A 22,982-nucleotide genomic window follows, 5' to 3' on the forward strand; every position below is an offset into this window, starting at 1 on the left:
GACCTGATGTTCCTGATCGTCGGCTGATACCGACTCCACTCATGTTCTGGGTCCCGCAGACAGGGCGCGGCACCGGATGCTGCGGCAGCATCGAGAGGGGATCGCCTTGTTGCGAACCGGCCCGTTTGCCCCCTAGGCTCCCAGGCTGGCAAACGGCAGGCGCGGGCGACTTCACCCTTCCACCGGCCGGTGCTTGCCCGGCTGGCGGTCATACAAAGGGGCCCTGCTGTATTGGCAGGGCCCGGGGGCATTACTCTTCGTCCACCACGTTCTGGTAGCCTTCGGCATCCAGCAGGTTGGCCAACTCGCTCTCGTCATCGAGCTTGATGCGGAACAGCCAGCCAGCGCTGTAGGGGTCGGAGTTGACCAGCTCGGGGCTCCCTTCCAGCTCTTCGTTGACGGCGATGATCTCGCCGCTCACCGGGCTGTAGATGTCGGAGGCCGCCTTGACCGACTCGGCCACGGCGCAGTCGTCACCGGCACTGACCTGCTTGCCCACTTCCGGCAGCTCGACAAACACCATGTCACCCAGCAGCTCCTGGGCGTGCTCGGTGATACCGACCACGGCCTCGCCGTTGGCTTCAACACGGATCCACTCGTGGGAAGTGGCATATTTCAGTTCGCTCGGGATATGGCTCATTTGTGCTTCCTTTGATCTTTGAGTCGCGTTTAAAAACGAATATGAAAAGGGATGGGGGAGGCACAGCCCTCCCCCAAGACGGTATTAAACCAGCTTCTGGCCGTTACGGACGAAAGCGGGCTTGGTGACCTTCACGGTGACCAGCTTCTTGCGGATCTCCACCTCGGCCAGCTCACCGATATCACGGGGCACCCGCGCCAGGGCAATACTGTAGCCCAGGGTGGGGGAGAAAGAGCCGGAGGTGATCACACCTTCCCGCTTCTCACCGTTTGCCGCGGTGAAGGTGACCGGCATACCGGCACGCAGCACCCCTTTCTCTTCCATCACCAGACCCACCAGCTTGGGCTGGTTGCCCGCCGCTTTCTGCGCTTCCAGCACGTCGCGGCCGATGAAGTTGCGATCGCTCGGCTCCCAGGCGATGGTCCAGGCCATGTTGGCGGCGAGTGGAGAGACTGACTCGTCCATATCCTGACCATAGAGGTTCATCCCCGCCTCGAGGCGCAGGGTATCGCGGGCACCGAGGCCGCACGGGGCCACGCCGTTATCCAGCAGCGCTTGCCACAGCTCGCAGGCTTTCTCTTGCGGCACCACGATTTCATAACCATCTTCGCCGGTGTAGCCGGTAGTGGCGATAAAGAGATCGCCAGCCTGCACGCCGAAGAAGGGTTTCATCCCCACCACGGCGGTACGCTGAGCGGCGCTCAGCACAGCAGCAGCCTTGACCTTGGCGTTGGGGCCCTGCACCGCGATCATCGCAAGCTCGGGACGCTCGGTCACTGTGATATCGAAATCGATGGCGTGATGGCGGATCCAGGCCAGATCCTTCTCGCGGGTAGCGGAGTTGACCACCAGCCGGTAGAAGGTATCGGTGAGGTAATAGGTGATGAGGTCATCGATCACGCCGCCTTCCGGATTGAGCATGCCGCTGTAGAGGGCCTTGCCGGGGGCAGTGAGTTTGGCCACGTCGTTGGCCAGCAGGTGTTGCAGAAAGGCTTTGACCCGTTCGCCGGTCAAATCGACGATGGTCATGTGGGATACATCGAACATACCGGCATCGCTGCGCACCGCGTGGTGCTCTTCCAGCTGGGAGCCGTAGTTGATGGGCATTTCCCAACCGTGGAAGTCCACCATCTTGGCGCCGGCTTCCAGGTGTTTGGGATGCAGTACAGTAGTCTGGATCATCGCATTCTTTCCTTAGCAAAAAGCCTTTTCGCTTTGGCGACCACCCTTGCGACCCACGCCACCGCTCTGACTGCACTACGTACAGCAAAAAGCGACCGGATCCAAAAGTGTGTGCTCGCTCCTGCCCTTGCCAGGCAAGAGGGATTCCTTGAACGGAGCGGATTATATGACAAGCAGGCGAGCGTGCCGCTCAAAAAAAACTAATCCCCTCCCGTAAAACTGACTCCAGACACTAAGATAAATGCAGTGATAAAAACAGCCATAAGCCGACTCAGGCGAGATTAAATTTCGATTTTTACCGTTTCGTCACAATTTGCAGAAAAACGTTTCGCTCCAGAGCAAAATTAAAGGCTGACACCCAAAACGGGTCATCAGCCTTGTCGGATTACTTTTGTTGTCAAAAACGGCGAGTAATATTAGTTTTTTTCAGCCTTGGCCTGCATGGCACTGCCCTTGGTCGCAGCAACAGCCCAGTCAGGACGGGCCAATGCGGGCAACTCTCCCTCCAATCCCATGGCGGCGCGGATCACCCCCTCCTTGAAGGGCGTCAGCAGATTGGCCGCGCGCAATCCCACGCCCCGCACCAGCTTCTTGAGCGGGTTGGCCCCGCTGAACAACCGCTTGAGCCCTTCCATCGCCGCCAGCATGCGAGCCGCCTCGCTCTTGCGCCAGCGCTCGTAACTGCGCAGGTTGGCGAGCAGGCCGATATCCTCGCCCGCGGCATGATTTTGCAAGATCTGCTCCGCCAGCGCGGCAGCATCCAGCAGGCCAAGGTTGACCCCCTGCCCCGCCAGCGGGTGGATGGTGTGGGCAGCATCTCCCACCAGCACCAGCCGCTCGCGAGCAAAGTCGCGGGCATAGCGGGCGGTAAGAGGAATCGCGCTACGCGCCCCCTCCACCTTGCACAGACCAAGGCGGGCATCGAAGGCGGCGGTAAGCTGGCGATTGAACTGCTCGTCATTGCAGGCGCAGAGCGCCTCGGCGCGGGCCGCAGGCAGCGACCAGACGATGGAGCAGAGGTTCTCCTGCCACAGCGGCAAAAAGGCGAGCGGGCCATCCGGGGTGAAGATCTGGCGAGCAACAGCTTCATGGGGTTCGGCGCAGCGCACCGTCGCCACCAGGGCGTGGTGACCGTAATCCCAGCTGGTGAGCGGGATATCGGCCTGACGGCGCACCCAGGAGTGAGCGCCATCGGCAGCCACCACCAGTTTGGCCGAGATGGCCTGACCATCTTCAAGGAGCAGCAGGGCGCCCGCCGGGCCGCTCTGCAGGCTCTTGGCTCTGGCGGGGGTCAGCAACTGGATATTGCTGGCACCTTCAATCGCCTCAAGCAGCGCCAGCTGGATCACCCGATTCTCGACGATGTGGCCGAGGTTGGCCTGACGCAGGCTGGCGGCATCGAAATCGATATGGCCGAAACTGTCCTGCTCCCACACCGCCATCTTGTCGTAGGCCTGCAGGCGGCGCGCTTCAATGCCGTCCCAGGCGCCGACATGGCGCAGGATCTGCTGGCTGGCCAGACTCAGGGCGCTGACCCGGTTATCGGCCACCTCCCCCAGCTGCGGGTCGGGCAGTTGTCCCTCCACCACCAGCACCTTGAGGGCGCTATGTTTCAGGGCCGCAGCGAGCCCCAGCCCCACCATGCCGCCACCGACAATCACCACATCCACATTTTGCATCTGCATCATCTCATCCTTTCAGGGCTGACCGGCTGGCCAGCGAGGGGACGCCCGCAGGCATCACCTCTTTATTCAATAGGTTTTGATCAACGAATGGCGGTCACCATCTTCCGGTCAACAGGTTCCACTCAACAAGTGCTGGCTAGTTGCCGCACACATCGGCGACAAAGCCCAGGGTGCGCGAGGCAAGCGGCGCCTTGAGGCACGGGAATCGCCCCATCAGGGTGAGCGCCAGATTGCGCCCCGCCACCAGCGGATCGTGACCATTGGAGAAGAGCTGGGCCAGCGAAGAGGTGAGCCAGACGGTCTGCGCCTGATCGCGCTGACGCTGCTGCCAGTAACCGTTCAGCACCTTGAAGCTGCCGATATCCTCCCCCTCTGCCAACGCCTTGGCTACGGCGCCGGTAAGCAGGTCCAGATCCCGCATCCCGAGGTTGAAGCCCTGCCCGGCAATCGGGTGCAGGGCGTGGGCGGCATTACCGACCAGCACGGTGCGCTGGGCCAGCGGGTAGTCGCAGGCGGTCAGAATGAGCGGATAAACATTACGCACGCCACATCGCTCGAAGCGGCCGAGCCGCCAGCCAAAGGCCTGCTGCAGACGGGCAAGAAACGCCACCTCATCGAGGGCCATCAGCTCATCCACCTCATGCTGCCCGACGCTCCATACCAGCGAGGAGAGCCCATCCTGCATCGGCAGCAGGGCCAGCGGCCCCCCTTCGGTAAAACGCTCGAAGGCGCGTCCCTCAGGGTCTTGCGCCGTTTTGACCGTGGCGATGATGGCGTGCTGCTCAAAGTCGTGGCGGGTCACCGGCAACTTGAAGTGCTGACGCACAAAGGAGTTGCCGCCGTCTGCCGCCACCAGCAGGCGGGTCTCAATCTGTTCACCGCTCTCGAGGGTGAGGGTCACCTTCTCCTCATCGGGCGCAATCTCGCTCACCCGAGCCGGACAGCAGACCCGGATATTGGGAGAGGCCGCCATCGCCCGTTGCAGCTCATGACCGGCAGCTGCCAGCTCGATCACTTGGCCCAGCGCGGGCAGACCGTATTCGGCAGCCGACAGGCGAGCCTGACCGAAGTGGCCCCGATCCGAGACATGAATCTGGGTAATGGGGGCGCAATGGGGGGCAAACAGCGGCCAGAGTCCGCGTCGCAACAGCGCATCGCAGGTACCGGCCGAGAGCGCAATGGCGCGTGCGTCGAACCCTGAATGGGTGTGCTGTTCGGGGACGCTTGCCTCCAGCAGCAGGATCTCGAGGGGGGAGCCATCGGATCGAAGCAGGGCTGCCAGCGAGAGGGCCAGCACGGCGCCGCTCATTCCACCGCCGACCAGGGTGACATCGACCTGTCGCACATCAGATTGAGACATAAGCAGAGAGGAAGAAGTGAAAAAGGTGGCCTCATGCTATCACAAAGCCGCTGGCCGAATGCGAGGTCACCGGCAAAAAACCGGTTGCGCCTCACAGGGTTAGCCACCACAAGGGAATAAAAAAGAGCGCCATCAGGCGCTCTTGCAGATTCAGTAAGGGTCGCGTTGACCCGCACCTCAATGCAGGGTCGGCGGTGCGCTCGGGGTATCGGGGCGCTTGCCAAACTCTTCGAATGCCATCATGACACCCAGTTTGACGTGTTCGTAGAGCACCAGGAAGGAGGCTTCGTTCTCGTCATCTTCCTGATCGAACTCGGCAGAGACCTGAGTGATGCTGGCGATATCCTGGATCATCTCCTGCAGCTCTTCCGACGCGCGGGAGAGCTCCTGCTGCACCACGCCGAAACCGGCCAGAAATGCCTGTGACCAATCCACCAGCGAATCGATGCGCTCATCAAGGGGGGCATCATCACTTGGCAGCAGCAGCTCGACGCCCTTCTGGGCCATCAGGCTCTCGACCACATTGTGATAAAGATCGGTCATCACCTGGCGCACCGGGGCCGGCAGGCCGAAACCGTCGTTCACCAGATCGTTGAAATGGGGGACCCAGCTCTTCTCATCCAGTGCCACACCACCACACACCAGACCGCAGATCACACCATGGGCCTCGACTGCACTGGCCATCAGCTCATGCTGCTCCATGATGTCGGCCACAGCCGCATATTTAAGGGGGTTTGTTTTGCTCATAGAGGATCCGCTCAAAGTTCAGGCAAATTTGCAGAATTAATGGTCAGGATCCTAGCATTCTCCCTCTTGCAGAGCCAGCAAGGCCTTGAAACTTATGCATCTGCGCTATATAGTCCCGCCCAGTTGTCCACGTGGATAAAGGCGGAAATCAGCTCCGCCGTATTGAGGAAGGCATGAGCACAGAGGCCGTAGAAATCGTCATTTTGGGACGTCCCTACAAGGTATCCTGTCCCTTGGGACAGCAGGATGCCCTGCGCCAGGCCGCCGAGCAGCTGACCGACAAGTTGATCGACCTGCGTCAACGTTCCAAAGTCTCCAGCAACGAGCAATTGGCTATCATGGCGGCGCTCAATTTCTGTCATGAGCTCTGCCTTGAAAAAGAGAAGAACCACCAATACTCTGAGACCATGGACAAGCGGATCAAGATGCTGCAGCGCACCATCGAAGCGGCCCTGATCGAGCACGGACAATATGGTGATTCCAGCGAAGAGGGGCAACAGCCCTAATCGCAAACCGTTTTAAAATTCCCTGGGATGTTTGTCAGCCGGTTCAAGTCCCCGAGCCGATATTCATACCAAACAGGGGATCTGCCTTCTGGCTATTGCGCATGCTCGGCACGACCGAGAAGCCTGCGGTCAGATCCGATCCCCGCCTTGAACCGACGGTTCAAGGGCCCAAACCGGCAACGGCATCTCGGGGTACCAACAGCAAAAGCCCGTCACCAGCGTGACGGGCTTTTTCTTTGCCTGATGATCAACGAACTGTCCCGTCCTGAACATGGTTTACACCTTTCCCCCCCAATAAATGGAGAACCCGATGGGACAAGGTGTGAAACGGACACAGCCATAACGACAAAGCCCGCCAAAAGGCGGGCTTTGTTTTGCAACTGGCAAGCAAATTTAGATGGCCATCTGCTCGTGAGGAGAACCGTGGTGGCGTAACCAGACAAAGCTCAGCGCCACGATCAGCACCATCAGGGTCATGATGGCCCCCAGGGTCACCTGTCCAGTCATCGGGAAACCGGCGGCCAGCAGGGTCACCACACCCGCCCCCAGATTCTGCATCCCGCCGAGAATGGCCCCCGCGGTGCCGGCCTGACCCGGGAAGGGCTCGATGGCACAGGAAGTTGCGGTCGGGTAGAGAATACCGCTACCGATGAAGTAGACAGCCGCACCACCAACCAGCGAGGCGGCACTCACCACCCCGAACAGCCCCGGCACCAGAATGATGAGTGAGCCGAGCGCCAGAAAGGCGATCCCCAGACGCATCAGCTTGCCCTGAGTCAAACGGAAGCTCAGCTTGGCAGAGAGCCAGGCCCCGAACAGATAGCCGGGCAGCGGCAGCACGAACAGCACGCTCACTGTGCGGGCGCTCAGTTTCAGCACATCGCCGAGCAGCACACCGGCCGCAGCCTCGAACACAGCCAAACCGGCAAAGGTCGCCATCAGGCAGAGCAGGTTGCCCTGAAACTTGGGGTTGCCCAGCACATGGCGATAGGCAGCACCGACGCGCAGTGGCTGACGGGCAGCAGCAGGCAGGGTCTCGCCAAACCAGGCCATGATCGCCAGGGTGGCTACGGCACCAAAACCGAACAGGAACCAGTAACCGGCGCGCCAGTTGAACAGCTCGGTCAGCCATCCCCCCAGCACCGGTGCCAGCAGCGGGGAGAAGATCACCCCCATGCTCACCAGACTGTTGGCGCGGTTGAGCTCGGCGCCGTTGTAGCGATCGCGCATCACGGTACGGCTCATGGCGCCACCGGCACCGGTACCCAGCCCCTGAATAAAGCTACCCACCAGCAGGGCGGCAAAATGGGGGATGACCTGAATGGTCAGGGTGCCCACCAGAAACACCATCATGCCGACAATCAGCACCGGACGACGACCGATGCGATCCGAAAGCGGCCCGTAGACAAACTGGGAGAGGCCATAGGGGATCAGGTAACAGGCCATCACCGCCTGCAACTGGCCCGAGGCCACATTGAAGTCCCCCGCCATCATGGGAATGGAGGGAACATAAAGGGTCTGGGTCATCTGGCCCACAGCGACCATCAGAATGGTCAGTAAAAACAACGGATAAAAACTGTGCCGATCCATATCAGTCCCAAAAAATCGAAAAAATGCTGCCGCCCCTCTGGCACAAAATGGCCCAGAGGAATCTGATCACAGAGGCTGTGATGCAATCAAAAACAGTGTTGGAAACAGTAGGCGGGGAGCCCGCCAAGCCACCGCACAGGACGCTTGGTGGTATGGGGGCATCATAGTGATTCAGCTCACAAAAAACGAACGAATCTTTATAATCGGCTTGCCTTAGTTTTTCTAATATTACGGGGCATTTCGCCCCGTCAGCAGTTAAAAATCAACGCGTTACCATCTGTTGCGCCTGCTTGATCAGCTCATCGGGCTGCTCCTTGCGCGGCGGTATGGTGATCCCCTTCTGGCAGGCTGGCTTCTCTGCCATGCGATCCATCCAGGCTTGCAGATGGGGCAATCCCTCGATGGAGATACCGCTCCAGTCATAAATACGCACCCAGGGCCAGGTGGCGATATCGGCGATGCTGTACTCGTCCGCCAGATATTCGTGATGGGCCAGATGGCTGTCGAGCACCTCGAACAGACGGCGCCCCTCCTTCTGGTAACGTTCGATGGCGGCGGGGATCTTCTCGGGGAAATAGCGGTAGAAGACGTTAGCCTGCCCCATCATGGGCCCTACCCCGCCCATCTGGAACATCAGCCACTGGATGGCTTGAGAGCGGCGTTTGGGATCAGCGGGCAGCAACTTGCCTGCTTTCTCCGCCAGATAGATGAGGATGGCCCCCGACTCGAATACGGCGAAATCGTCGTTATCCCGATCGACGATAGCCGGAATACGGCCATTTGGGTTGATGGCGAGAAACTCGGGCTTCTTCTGATCCAGCGCCGAAAGATCGAGAGGAATGACCCGATAGGGCAAACCCAGCTCTTCGAGGGCGATCGCCACTTTGAAACCATTGGGGGTCGCGGCGGTGTAAAAGTCGATCATGATTCACTCCTTGTTGGTCATAGCCAGATTGCACGGTTGGAACAGGGTGCAACACCATAGCCGCCTCATCTTGCAACAAGTGACCGGCTCCAGACCATTAAAAAGCGGCGCACCGTAGGCCAAACAAGGCCACGGTGCGCCGCTGGTGCTCTCTGGCAATAGTAGATATTAGTTAATCACGGCGACCGGCTTGCGCTGGCGCAGCATGATCAGGCGGGAAAGCAGCGGGAAGTAGGACTCCAGCTTGCGCAACAGCACCCGGCTGCAGGCAGGCTCGGCCAGCTCCGACTCATCCAGCACGATGCCGTTTGAGACAAAATAGAAACGGGGGTCACGCACATCCGGCCCGCAGACCGTCAGCTCCTTGTCCCCCTTGCGGATCAGCAGCGGCAAGACCGGCAAACCGATCGTCTCATCCTCTCCCCGGGCAAATCCGGCATCCTGCCAGGGCGCATCGCCGTCGATCAGCAGGATCGCCGCCTCCGTCTTGGCCGGTTGCCACTGGGCCAGGGGGGTCACGGTGATGTGGGCAAAGTGATCACCATACTCAGGTGATGACCGCAAGATGGCCAACAGTCCCTCGCTGGCCGCTGACACGTTCTGACTCACTAATGACAAATTCATGGTTCACATCCCTATGCTCATGACAGCCTGTATCCGGCTGCTGGGATAAGACTAGCGCAGATCTGGTCTATATTGGAGCCGTCAAATCTGGCAGTGGTAATCAATTGGTCGTAGGGGGATAACAGTTGCCATCGCACAAAATACTGGTATTATACCGCGTCCTTTTATCCCCCGTTCTTTAACATCCAGTGGTGAACCTATGCATCCGATGCTGAATATCGCCGTGCGCGCTGCGCGCAACGCCGGTCAAGTTGTAGTAAAAGCCTTCTCCCAGCCTGAGAACATTGAGGCTATCCAAAAAGGCAGCAATGACTTCGTGACCAACGTTGACCGTGAAGCCGAAGCGGCCATCATTCACACCATCAAAAAATCTTACCCGGAGCACAGCATTGTTGCTGAAGAGTCTGGTGAGATTGCCGGTACCAATCCGGACTACCAATGGATCATTGACCCACTGGATGGCACGACCAACCTTGTCAAAGGCATTCCGCACTTTGCCGTTTCCATCGCCCTGCGCGTAAAAGGCAAGACTGAACAAGCCGTTGTTTACGATCCCATCCGTGACGAGCTGTTTACTGCTACCCGTGGTAGCGGCGCCCAGCTGAACGGCTACCGTATCCGTGTCGGCAAAGCCAAAGAGCTGGCTGGCACCGTACTGGCTACCGGTTTCCCCTACAAACAAAAGCACCACATCGAGTCCTACCTGAAGATGTTCCAGAGCATGTTCATCGAATGTGCCGACATCCGTCGCTCCGGCTCTGCCGCACTGGATCTGGCCTACGTGGCTGCCGGTCGCGTCGACGGTTTCTGGGAAATCGGCCTGAAACCCTGGGACACCGCTGCCGGTGAACTGCTGGCCAAAGAAGCTGGCGCCATCGTCACCGACTTCGTAGGCGGTCACAACTACGAAAACTCCGGCAACATCGTGGTTGCCAACCCGCGAGTCCTGAAAGAGATGCTCGGCAAGATCCGTGAAGAGCTGCCGGAGTCTCTGGCCAAATAAGCCAGCTCCCCAGACTTCACCAATATAAAAAAACCGGCGCAAGCCGGTTTTTTTATTGCTGCGATATGCCCTGTCAGGGCATTCCAACCAACTGCTTATGCTCTTCTTCCCCGTAGCTCGCGCCCCAACAGCTCACCCCGTTCCCCATCCCCAAAACAGTTCGTCGCCCTTCTCTCGTTAGCAAATACGCCTTAACCAACCATCTTGAATATCACCACACAGGCAGAGATAAGCATCTGATCTCCCTCCCAGTTTGCCCTGATCTTCATCCTCTGTATGAAGAGCCCCAACCATCAGGCCTCGTACCCATCGCCAGATAAAAAACACCCGGCACATGGCCGGGTGTCGTGAGGGCAGGCAAAGCGCCCCGACTTTTATGAATGAAGAGGTCGGCGTACGCCAGCCCCTTTATCAGGCAAGGCGGAAGCGACCGATGGTCTGCTTCAGACCCACCGCCAGCTGGCTCAGCTCCAGACAGGCGCGGGCAGTATGATCCGCCCCCTGCGCCACCTCATTGGCGGATTCGTTGATCCGCTCAACATTGCGACCCAGCTCATCAGACACCGCATCCTGCTCACCACAGGCGCTGGCAATCTGGATCGCCATATCGGCAATCTGGGCGACAGCCTCTTCGATCTGCTGGATACCGGTGCCGGTCTGCTCGCTTTGGGTGACGCACTGACGGATCATGTCACAGCTCAGCCCGGTCACCTCTTTCGCCTGATTGGCGCGAGACTGCAGGGTTTCGATGATGGCGACGATCTCGCCGGTAGAGGCCTGGGTGCGGCCCGCCAGGGTGCGCACCTCATCGGCAACCACCGCAAAGCCACGGCCCTGTTCACCGGCACGGGCTGCCTCAATGGCGGCATTGAGAGCCAGCAGATTGGTCTGATCGGCAATGCTGCGAATGACATCGACCACTACGTTGATCTGGGCGGATTCACGCTCCAGTTCGGCCACCAGCGTGCCAGCCTGCTCAATCTCTTCCGCCACACGGGTGATCGCCACCAGCGAACGCTGCACATCCTGATTACCTTTGCGGGCTAAGGTATTAGCCGCACTGGCAGACTCAGAAGTGTGCTCTGTATTGCCCGCCACATCAGCAACGGTCGCTTTCATCTGGGTCATGGCCGTCGCCACTAGCGAAATCTCTTGCTGCTGGCTCTGAATACCCTTGGCAGACTGTTCGGAAACCGCACTCACTTCGTCAATCGCCGCCCCCAACTGGGTAACCGCAGCCACCACCTCTTCAATCAGACCACGCAGGTTGTCCTGCATCTTGAGGGAAGCTTTGGCCAGCATGCCAAGCTCGTCGCGGCCGATATGCTGACGCTCCAGCTGATGAGTCAGATCGCCGGCGGCAATGGCGTTGGCCTGAGCCACTACCGCTTGCAGCGGCAGGCAGATCTGGCGGGTCAGGAACCAGGTCATCACCACCATGAACACCAGCAGAGCACCAATGCTCACCATGGCGAAAGTGGTCACCATGCTGACGCTGCCAAGCAAGCTGCTGCGGTTTTCCTTCACAAAACCGAGGTTCACATCGATCAGAGCATTAACTGCCCGCTCCAGAGAACCAAAAGCAGCATTCGAGGCAAATAACTGTGCCTTGGCTTGCTCTTGTTGTCCTTGTACCAGCAGTTGATCAAACTCGTTCACTGCACGTTGGTAACTGAGCCACTGTTGTTTGGCCTGATTAAACACCTGACGCTCATGATCAGCACCGACGGTCGCCTCATAGGCGTGAAATGCGTTGTCTACTTTCTGGATATTCTGCTGGATCCGGCTGCGGCGAGCCTGCAGATCAGCGGCATCGTTCACCATCAGCAAGGCGAACTGGGCACGACGGACATAGGAGACGTCATAGAGCAGGGTTTCAACCGACAGGACACTCGGCAGCGTAGAGTCGGTAAAGTTCAGCACCCGATCACGCACACCGCGCAATTCGCTGGAGAGAAAAACACCGAAGAGAACGTTGACTGCGGCAATGACCGCAAAAACCACGGCAATCTTTTTGCCGATGGAGAGATTCTTGTAAAACATAGTGGCGGGTGATCCTCTACTGCTGACAGGCGAATGGAGTGTGGCGATCACGTCCCTATGAGCAAATCCCCGGACCTTCCTGACGGGAAAAAATGCAGAACACCGGGAAGGTAGAGTTCCGCAAAGGCGCGCACTCTAGCACAAAGCGACCACGCCCTCACTTTTCTTTAAAAATTAAAAGCAACTTAACAAAACCAACAATCAGAGCCGGATCACAAAAAACTTCATATTCACCTGACGCCATTTTTCGATAGCGGCAATCGCCTTGCAGACATAGACAAGGGGCGGCCAAGTGGATGTAATGCCACCATCCACTTTGCACACCTTGAGGTCATGCCATGGACCATCTCTCAGCTCTTCCTCCGTTATCCTGGTCACAGCAACTGCGCAGCCAGATGCAAAGCCGCCCGCTCACTGCTCTCGGCCTCTTTATCGCGCTGGCTGCCGTCTTGTTGCTGCTGTTGCAGAGTCTCATCATGCTCGCTACCGGCGAGGTGACCAGCGGCGTGCGCTATGGCCTTGTCGGTGGTGCCGCCGGGTTTGCCGCCACCGCCATCGGCGCCCTGCCCGCCCTGTTTCTGCGCTCGGTGCCGCAAAAGGTAGAGGACACCATGCTGGGCTTTGCCGCCGGCATGATGCTGGCGGCCAGTGCCTTCTCCCTGCTGCTGCCGGGGCTGGAGGCCGCCGAGGGGATCACTGGCAACGGCTTCAGTGCCGCCGCCGTGGTGGTGGTCGGCATGACCCTCGGGGTGCTGTTGATGCTGGGACTGGATCAGTTCACCCCCCACGAGCATGACAAGACCGGCCCCTGCGGCCCCGGCCATGAGAGCTGCTCCCGGGTCTGGCTGTTCGTCTTTGCCATCGCCCTGCACAACCTGCCGGAAGGGATGGCCATCGGGGTCAGCTTCTCGCAGGGGGATATGTCGGTGGGGCTGCCGCTTACCACTGCCATCGCACTGCAGGATATTCCGGAAGGATTGGCGGTGGCGCTGGCCATGTGCGCCGCCGGTTTTCGCCCTTCGGTGGCTGTGCTGGTCGCCATCGCCAGCGGCCTGCTCGAACCGATTGGCGCCCTGCTCGGGGTGGGGCTCTCCAGCGGCCTTGCCATCGCCTACCCCATCGGACTTGGGCTCGCCGCCGGCGCCATGCTGTTTGTGGTCTCGCACGAGGTGATCCCGGAGACTCACCGCAACGGTCACCAGACCTATGCCACCCTCGGCCTGATGGCAGGCTTTGCCCTGATGATGACGCTAGACACCGCGCTCGGCTAAAGGCCCCCTCTGATCTCTAACCAATGAATGCTGTTGTGGTCACCTGCGGCGCCTCCATATGGGGCGCCGCACTTCATCTCTCCTTTCGCGTGTGCCTCTCGGCGCCGACGCCATCTTTTGTTATGATCTACAGCAACTTAAATTCAGCCACACGGCTAGCAAGACGAGGTCAGCAATGAAAGTAGGTATTATCGGCGCCATGGAGCAAGAAGTAGCCCTGCTGCGCAGCCAGATGAGCAACCCCACCACTCTGCAACTGGGCGGCTGCGAGTTCTATCAAGGGATGCTGGCGGGCAAAGAGGTGATCCTGACCCGCTCCGGTATCGGTAAGGTCGCCGCCAGCGTGGCCACCAGCCTGCTGCTGGAAAAATTCGCCCCCGACTGCGTCATCAATACCGGCTCTGCGGGCGGCTTTGCCCAGGATCTGCACATCGGTGATGTGGTGATCGCCAGCGAGATGCGTTTCCACGATGTGGACGTGACCGCTTTTGGTTACGAGATGGGCCAGATGGCGCAGCAACCCGCCGCCTTCCCCTGCGACGAGAAGCTCATCGCGGTCGCTCAGGATTGCATCGCCGAACAAGGCAAACACCAGACCAAGGTCGGCCTTATCTGCACCGGCGATCAGTTCATGTGCAAACCGGACGCCATCGCCAAGGCTCGCGCCGACTTCCCGCAGATGCTGGCGGTCGAGATGGAAGGTGCCGCGATCGGTCAGGTGTGCCACATGTTCAAAGTGCCCTATCTGGTGGTGCGTGCCATGTCCGATATCGCCGGCAAGGAACAGGTTGAATCCTTCGATGCCTTTATCGAAGTGGCCGGCAAGCACTCCGCCGAAGTGATTATCAAGATGCTCGGCAAACTGTGATCGAAACCGGCTCGCTTGATTTGATGGCCGACGCCCTCCTCTCGACGACGGCGGCCATTCTGGTGGGGGCTGCTTTGCTGGAGGCGGTGATCCCGTGGCCATCCCATCTGCGTCTTTCGGCCGTAACGCCCTTGCTGACCCGGCTGGGGCACAAGGTGCACAGGACTGATGGCACGCCACACCAGCAGCTGCAAGCAGGTATGCTGGCGATACTGGTGGTCTGGACACCCTGCGCTGCCGGGCTCTGGTCGCTACGCAATCTGGCCCTGAGCGAGCCGCTCTTCGACCTGCTGTTTCTGCTGTTGATGATCGAATCTCGTCCACTACGCGAACTCGCCCATGCCACTCACTCACTCGCCACGCAGGAGACCCTGCCGCTGGCGAGATTGCAGGCGGCTCCTTGGCTCAAGCGAGAGACTGGCAAGCTCTCGGCCATGGGGCTCGCCAAAGCAGTGACGGAGAGCTGCGCCCTGCGCCTGATCGGCCAATGGGCTGGCCCGCTGCTGGGGTATGCCCTCGCGGGGGTACAAGGCGCCCTGCTCTGGCGGCTGGTACAGCTGATGAGCCAGGGCTGGAGCATGAAGGATCCCGCGTTTGGCTATTTTGGCCGCGCCGCCAGCGCCCTCTATCAGGGGCTCAATGCTCCCACCATCCTGCTACTGGGGCTACCGCTCCTGCTACCGCGGCTCAAACAGGCCGCACAGCTGCTGCGAAGTGGCGCGATCTGGCCCTATCCCGCCATCGGGATGCTGCTCACTCTGCTGGTAGACAAGTGCCGGATCCGTCTTGGTGGCCCTCGCTACTATCAGGGAACCTTGCAACGCTGGCCGATACTTGGCAGCGGTGATGACCCCGACGGTGAGTCACCGCGCAAGGTGCTCAATATTCTGCAAGGAATTGGCTGGGGCTGGTTGATGCTGGCGCTGCTTGTCACTGTGGCGGGGTTATTTCATGGTTAGATGGTTGCGATTGCCTATCTGGCTGCCCTGCGTGTTGCTTGCCTGGTTGCCCGCTGCGCTGCAGGCAGCCACTCCGAGCCGGGTGGTGAGCGTGGTACCCCATCTTACCGAACTGCTTTACGACATAGGTGCCGGTGACAAGCTGGTGGCCATCGACGATGCCTCCGACTATCCCGCCGAGGTGAAAAACAAACCCAAGGTGGCCAATTATCGCAGCATCAATGTCGAGGCGCTGCTGGCGCAAAAACCGGACCTGATCCTGGGCTGGCGCTCGGCCCAGTCTCGCATGCTGGCCCCGCTGGAGCGGCTGGGAATCCCGGTTTTCTACTCTGAGCCCACCGATTTTGCCTCGCTGGCCACCGAAATGCGGGCGCTGGGCAAATTGCTTGGAGTGGAGAAGAGTGCCAACGAAGCCGCCGATCGCTATCTGACGCGCCTGCATTCCCTGCAACAGCGCTATGGCCAACCAACCGGTGTCAAGGTGTTCTACCAGCTCTGGTACCCGCCGCTCACCAGCGTCAGTGGCAATGCCTGGCCGGCTCAGGCCATCGAGCTTTGCGGCGGGATCAACATCATGGCGAATGCCAAGACCCCTTACCCTCAAGTGGACATGGAACAGGTGATCAGAGCCAACCCATCGCTGATCCTGGCAGGAAGTCAAGATCCTGACGCCCTGCTTCACTGGCGAAAGTGGCCAAATCTCGACGCGGTGCAGCATCAGCGACTCGATTTGATCAACTCGGATGAGCTGCACCGCTTCACCCCGAGAGCCCTCAATGCGGTGGAGCAGGTTTGCCGAGCCATTGCCCAACGCAGCAACAAATAGCCAAAAAACAGCCATTCAGATCACGCCTTCCAATTTACGTCTGCAAATGGCATAAAAAGTGCTTTAGAATTCCATAGATACCAATCTTCATCATGGGACACCGTCATGTTTAATGGAAAAACAATCCTGGTTACCGGTGGCACAGGGTCATTTGGCAAAAAATTCATCGCAACCGTGCTATCCCGCTACCAACCGGCACGACTGATCGTCTACTCCCGTGATGAGCTCAAGCAGTTTGAAATGCAGCAGCGTTTCAACCATCCCTGCATGCGCTATTTTATCGGCGATGTTCGCGATGCCGAGCGCCTCGACATGGCGATGCGCGACGTCGACTTTGTGGTGCATGCCGCTGCACTCAAGCAAGTGCCAGCTGCCGAATACAACCCAATGGAGTGCATCAAGACCAACGTTGGAGGAGCCGAAAACGTCATCAAGGCCGCTCTCAACAATGGCGTGCAGAAGGTCATTGCACTCTCAACCGACAAGGCTGCCAACCCGATCAACCTTTACGGGGCAACCAAGCTCTGTTCTGACAAGCTCTTTGTCGCCGCCAACAATATGGCGGGCAAGAACCCGACCATCTTCTCGGTGGTACGTTATGGCAACGTGGTCGGCTCAAGGGGCTCAGTAGTTCCCTTCTTCGACAATCTGATCAAGAGCGGCGCCAGTACGCTGCCTATCACCCACCCCGAGATGACCCGCTTCTGGCTGACCTTGCAGCAAGGCGTAGATTTTGTTCTTAGCAACTTCCAGCGTATGCGCGGTGGCGAACTGTTCGTGCCGAAAATCCCGTCGGTCAAGATCACCGATCTGGCGGCAGCCATGGCTCCGACCCTTAAGCAGGAGATCATCGGCATCCGTGCGGGGGAGAAGCTGCACGAGGTGATGTGTCCGGCTGACGACTCTTTCCACACTTATGAGTTCAACGATTACTACGTGATTGCCCCCAGCATCAGTTTCACCAGCCGCAACAATGATTTCAGCGTTAATGCTCTGGGTGAAACAGCCACACTGGTTGCACCGGGCTTTGAATACAATTCCCTAAATAATCAGCACTTTCTGTCGATAGCCGAACTACAGAGCATGAACCAGCAGGTATTGTCCGAATGATCCCTTATGGCCGCCAATCGATCAGCGATGCCGATATAGAAGCCGTCGTTGCCGTACTGAAATCTGATTATCTGACCCAAGGCCAAGCCGTTCCCGCTTTCGAACAAGGACTGGCCGATTACTGCCAAGTGCCGCATGTGGTTGCTTGCAGTAACGGCACCACTGCGCTTCATCTGGCCTGTGCAGTACTGGATATTGGCGCCCAAGATACAGTTTGGGTTTCTGCGGTCAGTTTTGTTGCGTCGGCGAACTGCGTTCGCTACTACAATGCCAACGTTGATTTTGTCGACGTTGACCCTGCTACCGGTAACCTCGATGTAGTGGCACTGGATAAGAAACTGCAGCAAGCTATGCGCACCCACTCCCTTCCAAAAGCGCTGATTGCTGTACATCTGGCCGGACAGCCCTGCGATCTCGAAGAGATCGGTGCGCTCTGTCGCCAGTACGGAATCATTCTGATCGAGGATGCCTGCCATGCACTGGGTGCCCACTATCAGGGGTCACCTATCGGTAGTTGCCGTCACAGCGATATGACGGTCTTCAGCTTTCATCCGGTCAAACCGATTACGACCGCAGAAGGAGGCGCTGTCACCACCCGGGATCAGGTGCTGGCCGACAAATTGCGACTCTATCGCAGCCATGGAATCACTCGAGATCCGCAAGCGCTGCTCATGCCCTCTCCCGGAGAGTGGTATTACGAGCAACAACTTCTGGGCTTCAACTATCGCTTGACCGACATTCAGGCGGCACTAGGGCTTAGTCAGTTGAGCCGTCTTGACCAGTTCATTACCCAGCGTCGTGAACTTGCCAGGCGATATGACACGCTGTTATCCCCCTTGCCAGTCCAGCCGTTGCAGCAGAGTAATAATCGCCAGAGCGGTTATCACCTCTATGTCATTCAGGTGGCTGAACGCGATCAGGTGTTTGCCCGCCTGCGTGCTGCCGGCATTGGCGTCAACGTTCACTATATTCCTATCCCAGCCCAGCCCTACTACCGTGGGCTGGGACATGACCCAGCAGCCTATCCGGGCGCACAAGCCTACTATCAGGGAGCAATCTCTCTTCCACTGTTCCCGGCTCTGACTCTCTCAGAGCAGCAACAGGTCGTAGATGCGCTGGAGCAGGCACTATGCGGCTAGCTCTGGGCACAGTGCAATTCGGTCTGGATTACGGGATCAGCAATCACGACGGACAAGTCAGCGATGAGGAACTCGACGCGATCATTGCGTTAGCTCGTCAAGCAGGTATCGATACCCTGGATACGGCGCAAGCCTATGGCAATGCCGAGCAGAGGCTGGGGCAAAGAGATATCACCGACTTCACTCTCATCGACAAGCTGGCACCAGGGCTACCGCTGTCCGATGTTAAGGCTGCGCTCAACAACAGCTTGCATTGGCTGGGGCGAAAACGGCTCGATGGTTTGCTGCTGCACCGTAGCCAAGATGCCTCACCTGCCTTGTTCGAGTTACTCACCGATTTGCAGCAACAGGGCGCGATCGGAAAACTCGGGATCTCCGTCTACTCCCCGGACGAGCTCGATACCTGGAGCGCAGCTGGCTATCCTCTGGAACTGGTGCAATTACCTGCCAATTTGCTCGATCAACGCTTTTTACGCACTGGATGGCTCGACAAACTGGTAGATATGGGGTGTGAAATCCATGTTCGCTCGCTCTTTTTACAGGGCCTGTTATTGATGCAACCAGCGCAGCGACCTGACTATTTTCAGCGTTTCGCTACCGCACTTGAACGGTTTGACCACTGGCATCCCTCGGTGGCCCCGCTTGGCAGAGCCCTCTCCATCATGACAGCCCTACCACAGGTGAGCCGCTTTGTTGTCGGTGTTTGTCATGCCCAAGAGCTGGCCGCCATCGTTGCGGCCAGTCAAGTACAGCACGAGTGCTACGAGGCCGATATCGCACACCTGGCGTCTATGGAACAGGAACTTATCAACCCCGGACTCTGGAGAACACGATGATCTTGGGTATTCTGCAGGCCAGAACCAGTTCTTCCCGCCTGCCCAACAAGGTACTAAAGGAACTGCTGGGCGAACCCATGCTGGCAAGGCAGATTGAACGGTTGCAACAGAGCAAGCTACTGGACAAGCTGCTGGTTGCCACCAGCGATCAGTCGGAAGATCGCGCCATTGCCGAGCTGTGCGAGAGGTTGAATATCCCCTGTTTCTGCGGTCCTCTTGACGATGTGTTGCTGCGTTTCTATCTGGCGGCCCAACCCTACAGTCCGACCCATGTTGTGCGTCTCACTGGTGACTGCCCACTGGCTGACCCTATGGTAATAGACGAGCTGATAGCCCTCCATCTCTCGGGCAAGTTCGACTACAGCAGCAACTGCGGCAACCCCAGTTATCCGGATGGGCTGGATGCCGAGATCATGAGTGGAGCGACTCTGGCAACCTTGCAGGAAAAGGCCGCCACGCAGACCGAGCGGGAACATGTCACCTATTACGTTCGCTGTCATTCCGAACAGTTTTCTATCGGCGAACTACAGCGCTCGCCTTCGCTGGCCCACCTGCGCTGGACTGTCGATGAGCCTGCCGACTTTGAACTGGTAGAGCGAATTTATCAGGCTCTCTATCCTGCCAACCCAACCTTTACGACCGACGATATCCTCGCCCTGCTGGCGCAGCAGCCGGAGCTGACAACACTTAATACCCGGCACAAGCGCAACGAAGGATTGGCTAATTCGCTGGCCAAGGAGAATCATATATGACCTCACGTTATCAACATTCACTCGCTCTCTCGGCACGTGCGGAACAGAGCATTCCACTCGGCTCCCAAACCTTCTCCAAAAGTCGCCTCTGTTTCCCCTATGGCGCCGCCCCACTCTTTATCGAGCGCGGCAATGGGGCGCATGTTTGGGATGTAGATGGCAACGAGTATCTTGATTTTGCCAGCGGCCTACTGGCCATCAGTCTTGGATATTGCGATCCGGATGTGAATGAAGCGGTAATGGAGCAACTCAGTCTTGGCTCGATCTTCTCACTTCCCCACCGGCTGGAGACTGAAGTCGCAGAACAGCTCATTGAGCTCATCCCCTGCGCCGAAATGGTTCGCTTTGGCAAAAACGGGACTGATGCCACCTCAGCCTGTATCAGGCTCTCCAGAGCAGTCACAGGCCGCGAGCGAGTAGCCGTCTGTGGCTATCATGGCTGGCAAGACTGGTACATCGGCTCAACCACCCGCCATTTGGGGGTCCCCGAATGCGTGAGAGAGCTGACCCACAGATTTGACTACAACGATCTTGCCTCGCTACAGTGCCTACTGGAAGCTCACCCGGGCGAGTTTGCAGCCGTCATTCTGGAACCGATGAATGTAACCTGGCCAACCCCGGATTTTCTGCCTGGTCTGCGCCAACTCTGCGATGCTCATGGCGCACTACTCATCTTTGATGAAACCATTACCGGTTTTCGCTACCACTTGGGCGGGGCACAGAGCCTCTTTGGTGTGACGCCGGATCTTGCTGCGTTCGGCAAAGGCATGGCCAATGGTTTCCCGATTTCCGCCGTTGTTGGCCGCCGCCAATATATGAAACGGATGGAAGATATCTTCTTCTCCGGCACCTTCGGCGGGGATGTAATTGCCCTCGCTGCGGCCAACGCCGTCATCAAAAAGATGCGGCGACTGGATGTACCAAAGAGGCTTGCAGAGCGGGGACAACAGGTACTGGATGGGCTCGATAGCTTGCTAAAAGAGATCGATGCCCCGGACTGGCTGCATACCGCCGGACATCCGAGCTGGAGCTTTCTGCTGGTTGCGGATTCAGTAAACCACTCTACCTGGCTTCTCAAGAGCTATCTGATCCAGGAGTTGTGCAAGCGAGGGATCCTCACCCTTGGCAGTCACAATATGAATCTGGCCCACAGCGAACAGGATGTGGCCGCTTTGCTGGCCGCCTATCGCGACATACTGCCAGTGCTCATTCGTCACGATAGAGATCTGACACTGGCCAGTGCGCTTGATGGAGAACCTATTCAACCTGTATTCAAGGTGAGATAATTGCTACCACTATGGATATTTACCGAAGGAGATCTACAGCGCGGCATGGGACATATAAGCCGCTGTAGTGCCTATGCATGCGCATGGAAGCAAAGAGGCGGTGACGTCTATTGGATAATAGATGGGGATTCATGTGCGCAGAATTTTATTCCAGATGAAAATATCTCCTGGATATGCTGGCAAGATAATCCGGGGGTAGTTAATAGCATCACTGGCTTTGCACTTATTGATAGTTACTATGCATCACCACCTGTTTTAAAAAAGATTTCTGATTGTTTTTTACAAACTGTGTATCTTGATGATACTTTCCGATTGAATTATCCAAATGGATTAGTAGTTCACTGTATACCAGAGCAAAAACCTGATCATCTTGTTGATGCAAAATGGCTTATGGGTATTGAGTGGCAACCATTGAGGCCAGCTTTTTGGAATACTGCTGTGAGGGAAAAATCGACCAGCGATATTATTGATATTTTAATCATTATGGGTGCAACAGATATCAGAAATCTGACTGAGCGTATATTCAACCTAGTTATTGCCATGTATCCAAACGCACATGTAAATATTATTTCAAACAATCAAGATGTTGCGTTTAATAAAGAGTGCACCATCTACAAAAATATTAATGACATTGAGATGTTGCAATTGATGTCTCAATGTGACCTTGCCATTAGCTCGGCGGGACAAACCATGTTTGAACTTGCTAAATGTGGCTTACCTAGCATTTTGGTTTGTGTTGTTGACAATCAAGAAAAACAATTTAAATGGAGTCAGGAAAATAGCTTATTCCCAGATGGGATATATTGGGATGATCCATTCTTTGATGAAAAAATAGCCACTCAGTTAACGAAAATGTCATCCCCCATATATAGAGATTCAATTGCCAAACATGCACAATCACTCATCGATGGGCAGGGCGTTAACAAATTAATTAATGTGCTGATAGGTTCTTAAATGAAGATATCAATAATTTGTTCAGAGAGTAACCACCCTGTAAATAGTTGGATTCACACTTGGGCGAACAATATAAGTGAACGACACGAGATCAACATAGTAACTAAATCAAACCAGTTAACCACTGGCAACATTCTCTTTTTAGTTTCTTGCCATGAAATAATAGATAAAGAAACAAGAGACAATTTCGATTACACACTAGTCCTCCACGCAAGTAATCTGCCTTATGGTAGGGGCATGTCTCCTCATATTTGGCAAATAGTTGAAGGGAAAAACCGTATTCTCCTAACACTTTTAAATGCAGAAGACAAACTAGATTCTGGGAAAATATGGAAACAAAAAGAAATATTCTTTGATGGTAGTGAGCTTTTCGATGAAATAAATAATAAAATTTTTTCATCCGAAATAGAGTTGATGTCATGGGCAATAAAAAATATTTACACATCATCTCCATTTGAACAAGTTGGTGAACCAACTTTCTACAGAAAGCGAACTCCTGAAGATAGCAGAATTGATATCAAAAAGACCATTGATGAGCAATTTAACTTGCTACGCGTGGCAGATCCAGAACGCTATCCCGCTTTCTTTGAAAGAAATGGTCACACGTATAAAATAAAAATTGAAAAAATCATAAAATAATTTACTTCGAGTAAGTAATACATAGCAAAAAGCAATG

General features: G+C 56.9%; 22 protein-coding genes and 1 other RNA gene. 14 read left to right on the plus strand and 9 right to left on the minus strand.

The features are described 5' to 3' along the window. Nucleotides 1–250: 250 nt before the first annotated feature. From gcvH to OKC43_RS02070, 5 genes are all read right to left on the minus strand, one after another. Nucleotides 251–640 (minus strand): glycine cleavage system protein GcvH, encoded by a 390-nt coding sequence (gene gcvH, locus OKC43_RS02050; RefSeq protein ID WP_005333898.1) that lies wholly within the window; start codon nt 638–640, stop codon nt 251–253. An 84-nt stretch (nt 641–724) separates the two neighbouring features. Continuing rightward, a complete protein-coding gene (gene gcvT, locus OKC43_RS02055; RefSeq protein WP_005346577.1) occupies nt 725–1,822 on the minus strand; it encodes a glycine cleavage system aminomethyltransferase GcvT in 1,098 nt (365 codons plus the stop codon). A 416-nt stretch (nt 1,823–2,238) separates the two neighbouring features. After that, nucleotides 2,239–3,507, minus strand: coding sequence for an FAD-dependent 2-octaprenylphenol hydroxylase (locus tag OKC43_RS02060; RefSeq protein WP_270803987.1), 1,269 nt, complete (start codon nt 3,505–3,507; stop codon nt 2,239–2,241). 136 nt (nt 3,508–3,643) lie between these two features. Then, entirely contained in the window at nt 3,644–4,867 is a 1,224-nt protein-coding gene (ubiH, locus tag OKC43_RS02065; RefSeq protein WP_270803775.1) for a 2-octaprenyl-6-methoxyphenyl hydroxylase, read from the minus strand. 177 nt (nt 4,868–5,044) lie between these two features. Next, nucleotides 5,045–5,614, minus strand: coding sequence for a UPF0149 family protein (locus OKC43_RS02070; protein WP_033138039.1), 570 nt, complete (start codon nt 5,612–5,614; stop codon nt 5,045–5,047). A 173-nt stretch (nt 5,615–5,787) separates the two neighbouring features. Here OKC43_RS02070 and zapA point away from each other — a divergent pair, with 173 nt between their 5' ends. After that, nucleotides 5,788–6,120 (plus strand): cell division protein ZapA, encoded by a 333-nt coding sequence (zapA, locus tag OKC43_RS02075; protein ID WP_005333910.1) that lies wholly within the window; start codon nt 5,788–5,790, stop codon nt 6,118–6,120. A gap of 16 nt (nt 6,121–6,136) precedes the next feature. Beyond that, a non-coding RNA gene (ssrS, locus tag OKC43_RS02080) (6S RNA) lies at nt 6,137–6,318 on the plus strand. A 195-nt stretch (nt 6,319–6,513) separates the two neighbouring features. Here the strand turns inward: ssrS and emrD are convergent. From emrD to OKC43_RS02095, 3 genes are all read right to left on the minus strand, one after another. Beyond that, complete coding sequence (gene emrD / locus OKC43_RS02085) at nt 6,514–7,710, minus strand: multidrug efflux MFS transporter EmrD (protein ID WP_216948412.1); 1,197 nt, start codon at nt 7,708–7,710, stop codon at nt 6,514–6,516. Nucleotides 7,711–7,972: 262 nt separating this feature from the next. Further along, on the minus strand, nt 7,973–8,635 hold the full coding sequence (locus OKC43_RS02090; RefSeq protein ID WP_005333923.1) for a glutathione S-transferase family protein: 663 nt from the start codon (nt 8,633–8,635) through the stop codon (nt 7,973–7,975). 168 nt (nt 8,636–8,803) lie between these two features. Next, nucleotides 8,804–9,259 (minus strand): hypothetical protein, encoded by a 456-nt coding sequence (locus OKC43_RS02095; RefSeq protein WP_005352991.1) that lies wholly within the window; start codon nt 9,257–9,259, stop codon nt 8,804–8,806. A gap of 199 nt (nt 9,260–9,458) precedes the next feature. On the opposite strand from OKC43_RS02095, the gene suhB reads away from it, so the two are divergent. Beyond that, the gene (suhB, locus tag OKC43_RS02100) at nt 9,459–10,262 is read left to right on the plus strand and encodes an inositol-1-monophosphatase (protein ID WP_005352992.1); all 804 of its coding nucleotides are present in this window, start codon (nt 9,459–9,461) and stop codon (nt 10,260–10,262) included. A gap of 411 nt (nt 10,263–10,673) precedes the next feature. Here the strand turns inward: suhB and OKC43_RS02105 are convergent, their stop codons facing one another. Then, nucleotides 10,674–12,305, minus strand: coding sequence for a methyl-accepting chemotaxis protein (locus OKC43_RS02105; RefSeq protein WP_158112290.1), 1,632 nt, complete (start codon nt 12,303–12,305; stop codon nt 10,674–10,676). A 338-nt stretch (nt 12,306–12,643) separates the two neighbouring features. Here OKC43_RS02105 and OKC43_RS02110 point away from each other — a divergent pair, with 338 nt between their 5' ends. From OKC43_RS02110 to OKC43_RS02160, 11 genes are all read left to right on the plus strand, one after another. Continuing rightward, nucleotides 12,644–13,576 carry a ZIP family metal transporter gene (locus OKC43_RS02110; RefSeq protein WP_103251745.1) on the plus strand — a complete coding sequence of 311 codons (933 nt, stop codon included), beginning with the start codon at nt 12,644–12,646 and terminating at the stop codon, nt 13,574–13,576. 175 nt (nt 13,577–13,751) lie between these two features. Then, nucleotides 13,752–14,444: a 5'-methylthioadenosine/S-adenosylhomocysteine nucleosidase gene (gene mtnN, locus OKC43_RS02115; RefSeq protein ID WP_040067225.1), complete on the plus strand. Its 693-nt coding sequence runs from the start codon at nt 13,752–13,754 to the stop codon at nt 14,442–14,444. Then, nucleotides 14,441–15,403 carry a cobalamin biosynthesis protein CobD/CbiB gene (locus OKC43_RS02120; RefSeq protein ID WP_270803776.1) on the plus strand — a complete coding sequence of 321 codons (963 nt, stop codon included), beginning with the start codon at nt 14,441–14,443 and terminating at the stop codon, nt 15,401–15,403. Before mtnN ends, OKC43_RS02120 begins: the two co-directional genes overlap by 4 nt. Next, nucleotides 15,396–16,229 (plus strand): cobalamin-binding protein, encoded by an 834-nt coding sequence (locus OKC43_RS02125; protein WP_270803777.1) that lies wholly within the window; start codon nt 15,396–15,398, stop codon nt 16,227–16,229. The genes OKC43_RS02120 and OKC43_RS02125 overlap by 8 nt, the downstream gene beginning before the upstream one ends. A gap of 105 nt (nt 16,230–16,334) precedes the next feature. Continuing rightward, a complete protein-coding gene (gene pseB, locus OKC43_RS02130) occupies nt 16,335–17,339 on the plus strand; it encodes a UDP-N-acetylglucosamine 4,6-dehydratase (inverting) (RefSeq protein ID WP_064336725.1) in 1,005 nt (334 codons plus the stop codon). Then, complete coding sequence (gene pseC, locus OKC43_RS02135) at nt 17,336–18,478, plus strand: UDP-4-amino-4,6-dideoxy-N-acetyl-beta-L-altrosamine transaminase (protein WP_270803778.1); 1,143 nt, start codon at nt 17,336–17,338, stop codon at nt 18,476–18,478. Before pseB ends, pseC begins: the two co-directional genes overlap by 4 nt. Beyond that, nucleotides 18,469–19,314 carry an aldo/keto reductase gene (locus tag OKC43_RS02140; RefSeq protein ID WP_270803779.1) on the plus strand — a complete coding sequence of 282 codons (846 nt, stop codon included), beginning with the start codon at nt 18,469–18,471 and terminating at the stop codon, nt 19,312–19,314. The genes pseC and OKC43_RS02140 overlap by 10 nt, the downstream gene beginning before the upstream one ends. Then, nucleotides 19,311–20,066: a cytidylyltransferase domain-containing protein gene (locus tag OKC43_RS02145; protein WP_113739249.1), complete on the plus strand. Its 756-nt coding sequence runs from the start codon at nt 19,311–19,313 to the stop codon at nt 20,064–20,066. Before OKC43_RS02140 ends, OKC43_RS02145 begins: the two co-directional genes overlap by 4 nt. Beyond that, nucleotides 20,063–21,352, plus strand: coding sequence for an aminotransferase class III-fold pyridoxal phosphate-dependent enzyme (locus tag OKC43_RS02150; protein ID WP_236272156.1), 1,290 nt, complete (start codon nt 20,063–20,065; stop codon nt 21,350–21,352). The genes OKC43_RS02145 and OKC43_RS02150 overlap by 4 nt, the downstream gene beginning before the upstream one ends. After that, entirely contained in the window at nt 21,353–22,306 is a 954-nt protein-coding gene (locus OKC43_RS02155) for a hypothetical protein (protein ID WP_270803780.1), read from the plus strand. After that, the gene (locus OKC43_RS02160; protein WP_270803781.1) at nt 22,307–22,945 is read left to right on the plus strand and encodes a formyltransferase family protein; all 639 of its coding nucleotides are present in this window, start codon (nt 22,307–22,309) and stop codon (nt 22,943–22,945) included. Nucleotides 22,946–22,982: the final 37 nt, after the last annotated feature.

The sequence above is a fragment of the Aeromonas sp. Y289-2 genome, from assembly GCF_027705925.1.
GTDB classification, from domain to species: domain Bacteria; phylum Pseudomonadota; class Gammaproteobacteria; order Enterobacterales; family Aeromonadaceae; genus Aeromonas; species Aeromonas veronii.

Bases quoted from the DNA above. Each gene is read 5' to 3' on its own strand.
- OKC43_RS02105 (WP_158112290.1), bottom strand. From the start codon at position 12,305: ATGTTTTACAAGAATCTCTCCATCGGCAAAAAGATTGCCGTGGTTTTT.
- pseB (WP_064336725.1), top strand. From the start codon at position 16,335: ATGTTTAATGGAAAAACAATCCTGGTTACCGGTGGCACAGGGTCATTT.
- OKC43_RS02110 (WP_103251745.1), top strand. From the start codon at position 12,644: ATGGACCATCTCTCAGCTCTTCCTCCGTTATCCTGGTCACAGCAACTG.
- OKC43_RS02095 (WP_005352991.1), bottom strand. From the start codon at position 9,259: ATGAATTTGTCATTAGTGAGTCAGAACGTGTCAGCGGCCAGCGAGGGA.
- OKC43_RS02090 (WP_005333923.1), bottom strand. From the start codon at position 8,635: ATGATCGACTTTTACACCGCCGCGACCCCCAATGGTTTCAAAGTGGCG.
- OKC43_RS02070 (WP_033138039.1), bottom strand. From the start codon at position 5,614: ATGAGCAAAACAAACCCCCTTAAATATGCGGCTGTGGCCGACATCATG.
- OKC43_RS02060 (WP_270803987.1), bottom strand. From the start codon at position 3,507: ATGCAGATGCAAAATGTGGATGTGGTGATTGTCGGTGGCGGCATGGTG.
- gcvT (WP_005346577.1), bottom strand. From the start codon at position 1,822: ATGATCCAGACTACTGTACTGCATCCCAAACACCTGGAAGCCGGCGCC.
- OKC43_RS02140 (WP_270803779.1), top strand. From the start codon at position 18,469: ATGCGGCTAGCTCTGGGCACAGTGCAATTCGGTCTGGATTACGGGATC.
- pseC (WP_270803778.1), top strand. From the start codon at position 17,336: ATGATCCCTTATGGCCGCCAATCGATCAGCGATGCCGATATAGAAGCC.
- suhB (WP_005352992.1), top strand. From the start codon at position 9,459: ATGCATCCGATGCTGAATATCGCCGTGCGCGCTGCGCGCAACGCCGGT.
- OKC43_RS02150 (WP_236272156.1), top strand. From the start codon at position 20,063: ATGACCTCACGTTATCAACATTCACTCGCTCTCTCGGCACGTGCGGAA.
- ubiH (WP_270803775.1), bottom strand. From the start codon at position 4,867: ATGTCTCAATCTGATGTGCGACAGGTCGATGTCACCCTGGTCGGCGGT.
- OKC43_RS02160 (WP_270803781.1), top strand. From the start codon at position 22,307: ATGAAGATATCAATAATTTGTTCAGAGAGTAACCACCCTGTAAATAGT.
- mtnN (WP_040067225.1), top strand. From the start codon at position 13,752: ATGAAAGTAGGTATTATCGGCGCCATGGAGCAAGAAGTAGCCCTGCTG.
- zapA (WP_005333910.1), top strand. From the start codon at position 5,788: ATGAGCACAGAGGCCGTAGAAATCGTCATTTTGGGACGTCCCTACAAG.
- emrD (WP_216948412.1), bottom strand. From the start codon at position 7,710: ATGGATCGGCACAGTTTTTATCCGTTGTTTTTACTGACCATTCTGATG.
- OKC43_RS02125 (WP_270803777.1), top strand. From the start codon at position 15,396: ATGGTTAGATGGTTGCGATTGCCTATCTGGCTGCCCTGCGTGTTGCTT.
- gcvH (WP_005333898.1), bottom strand. From the start codon at position 640: ATGAGCCATATCCCGAGCGAACTGAAATATGCCACTTCCCACGAGTGG.
- OKC43_RS02145 (WP_113739249.1), top strand. From the start codon at position 19,311: ATGATCTTGGGTATTCTGCAGGCCAGAACCAGTTCTTCCCGCCTGCCC.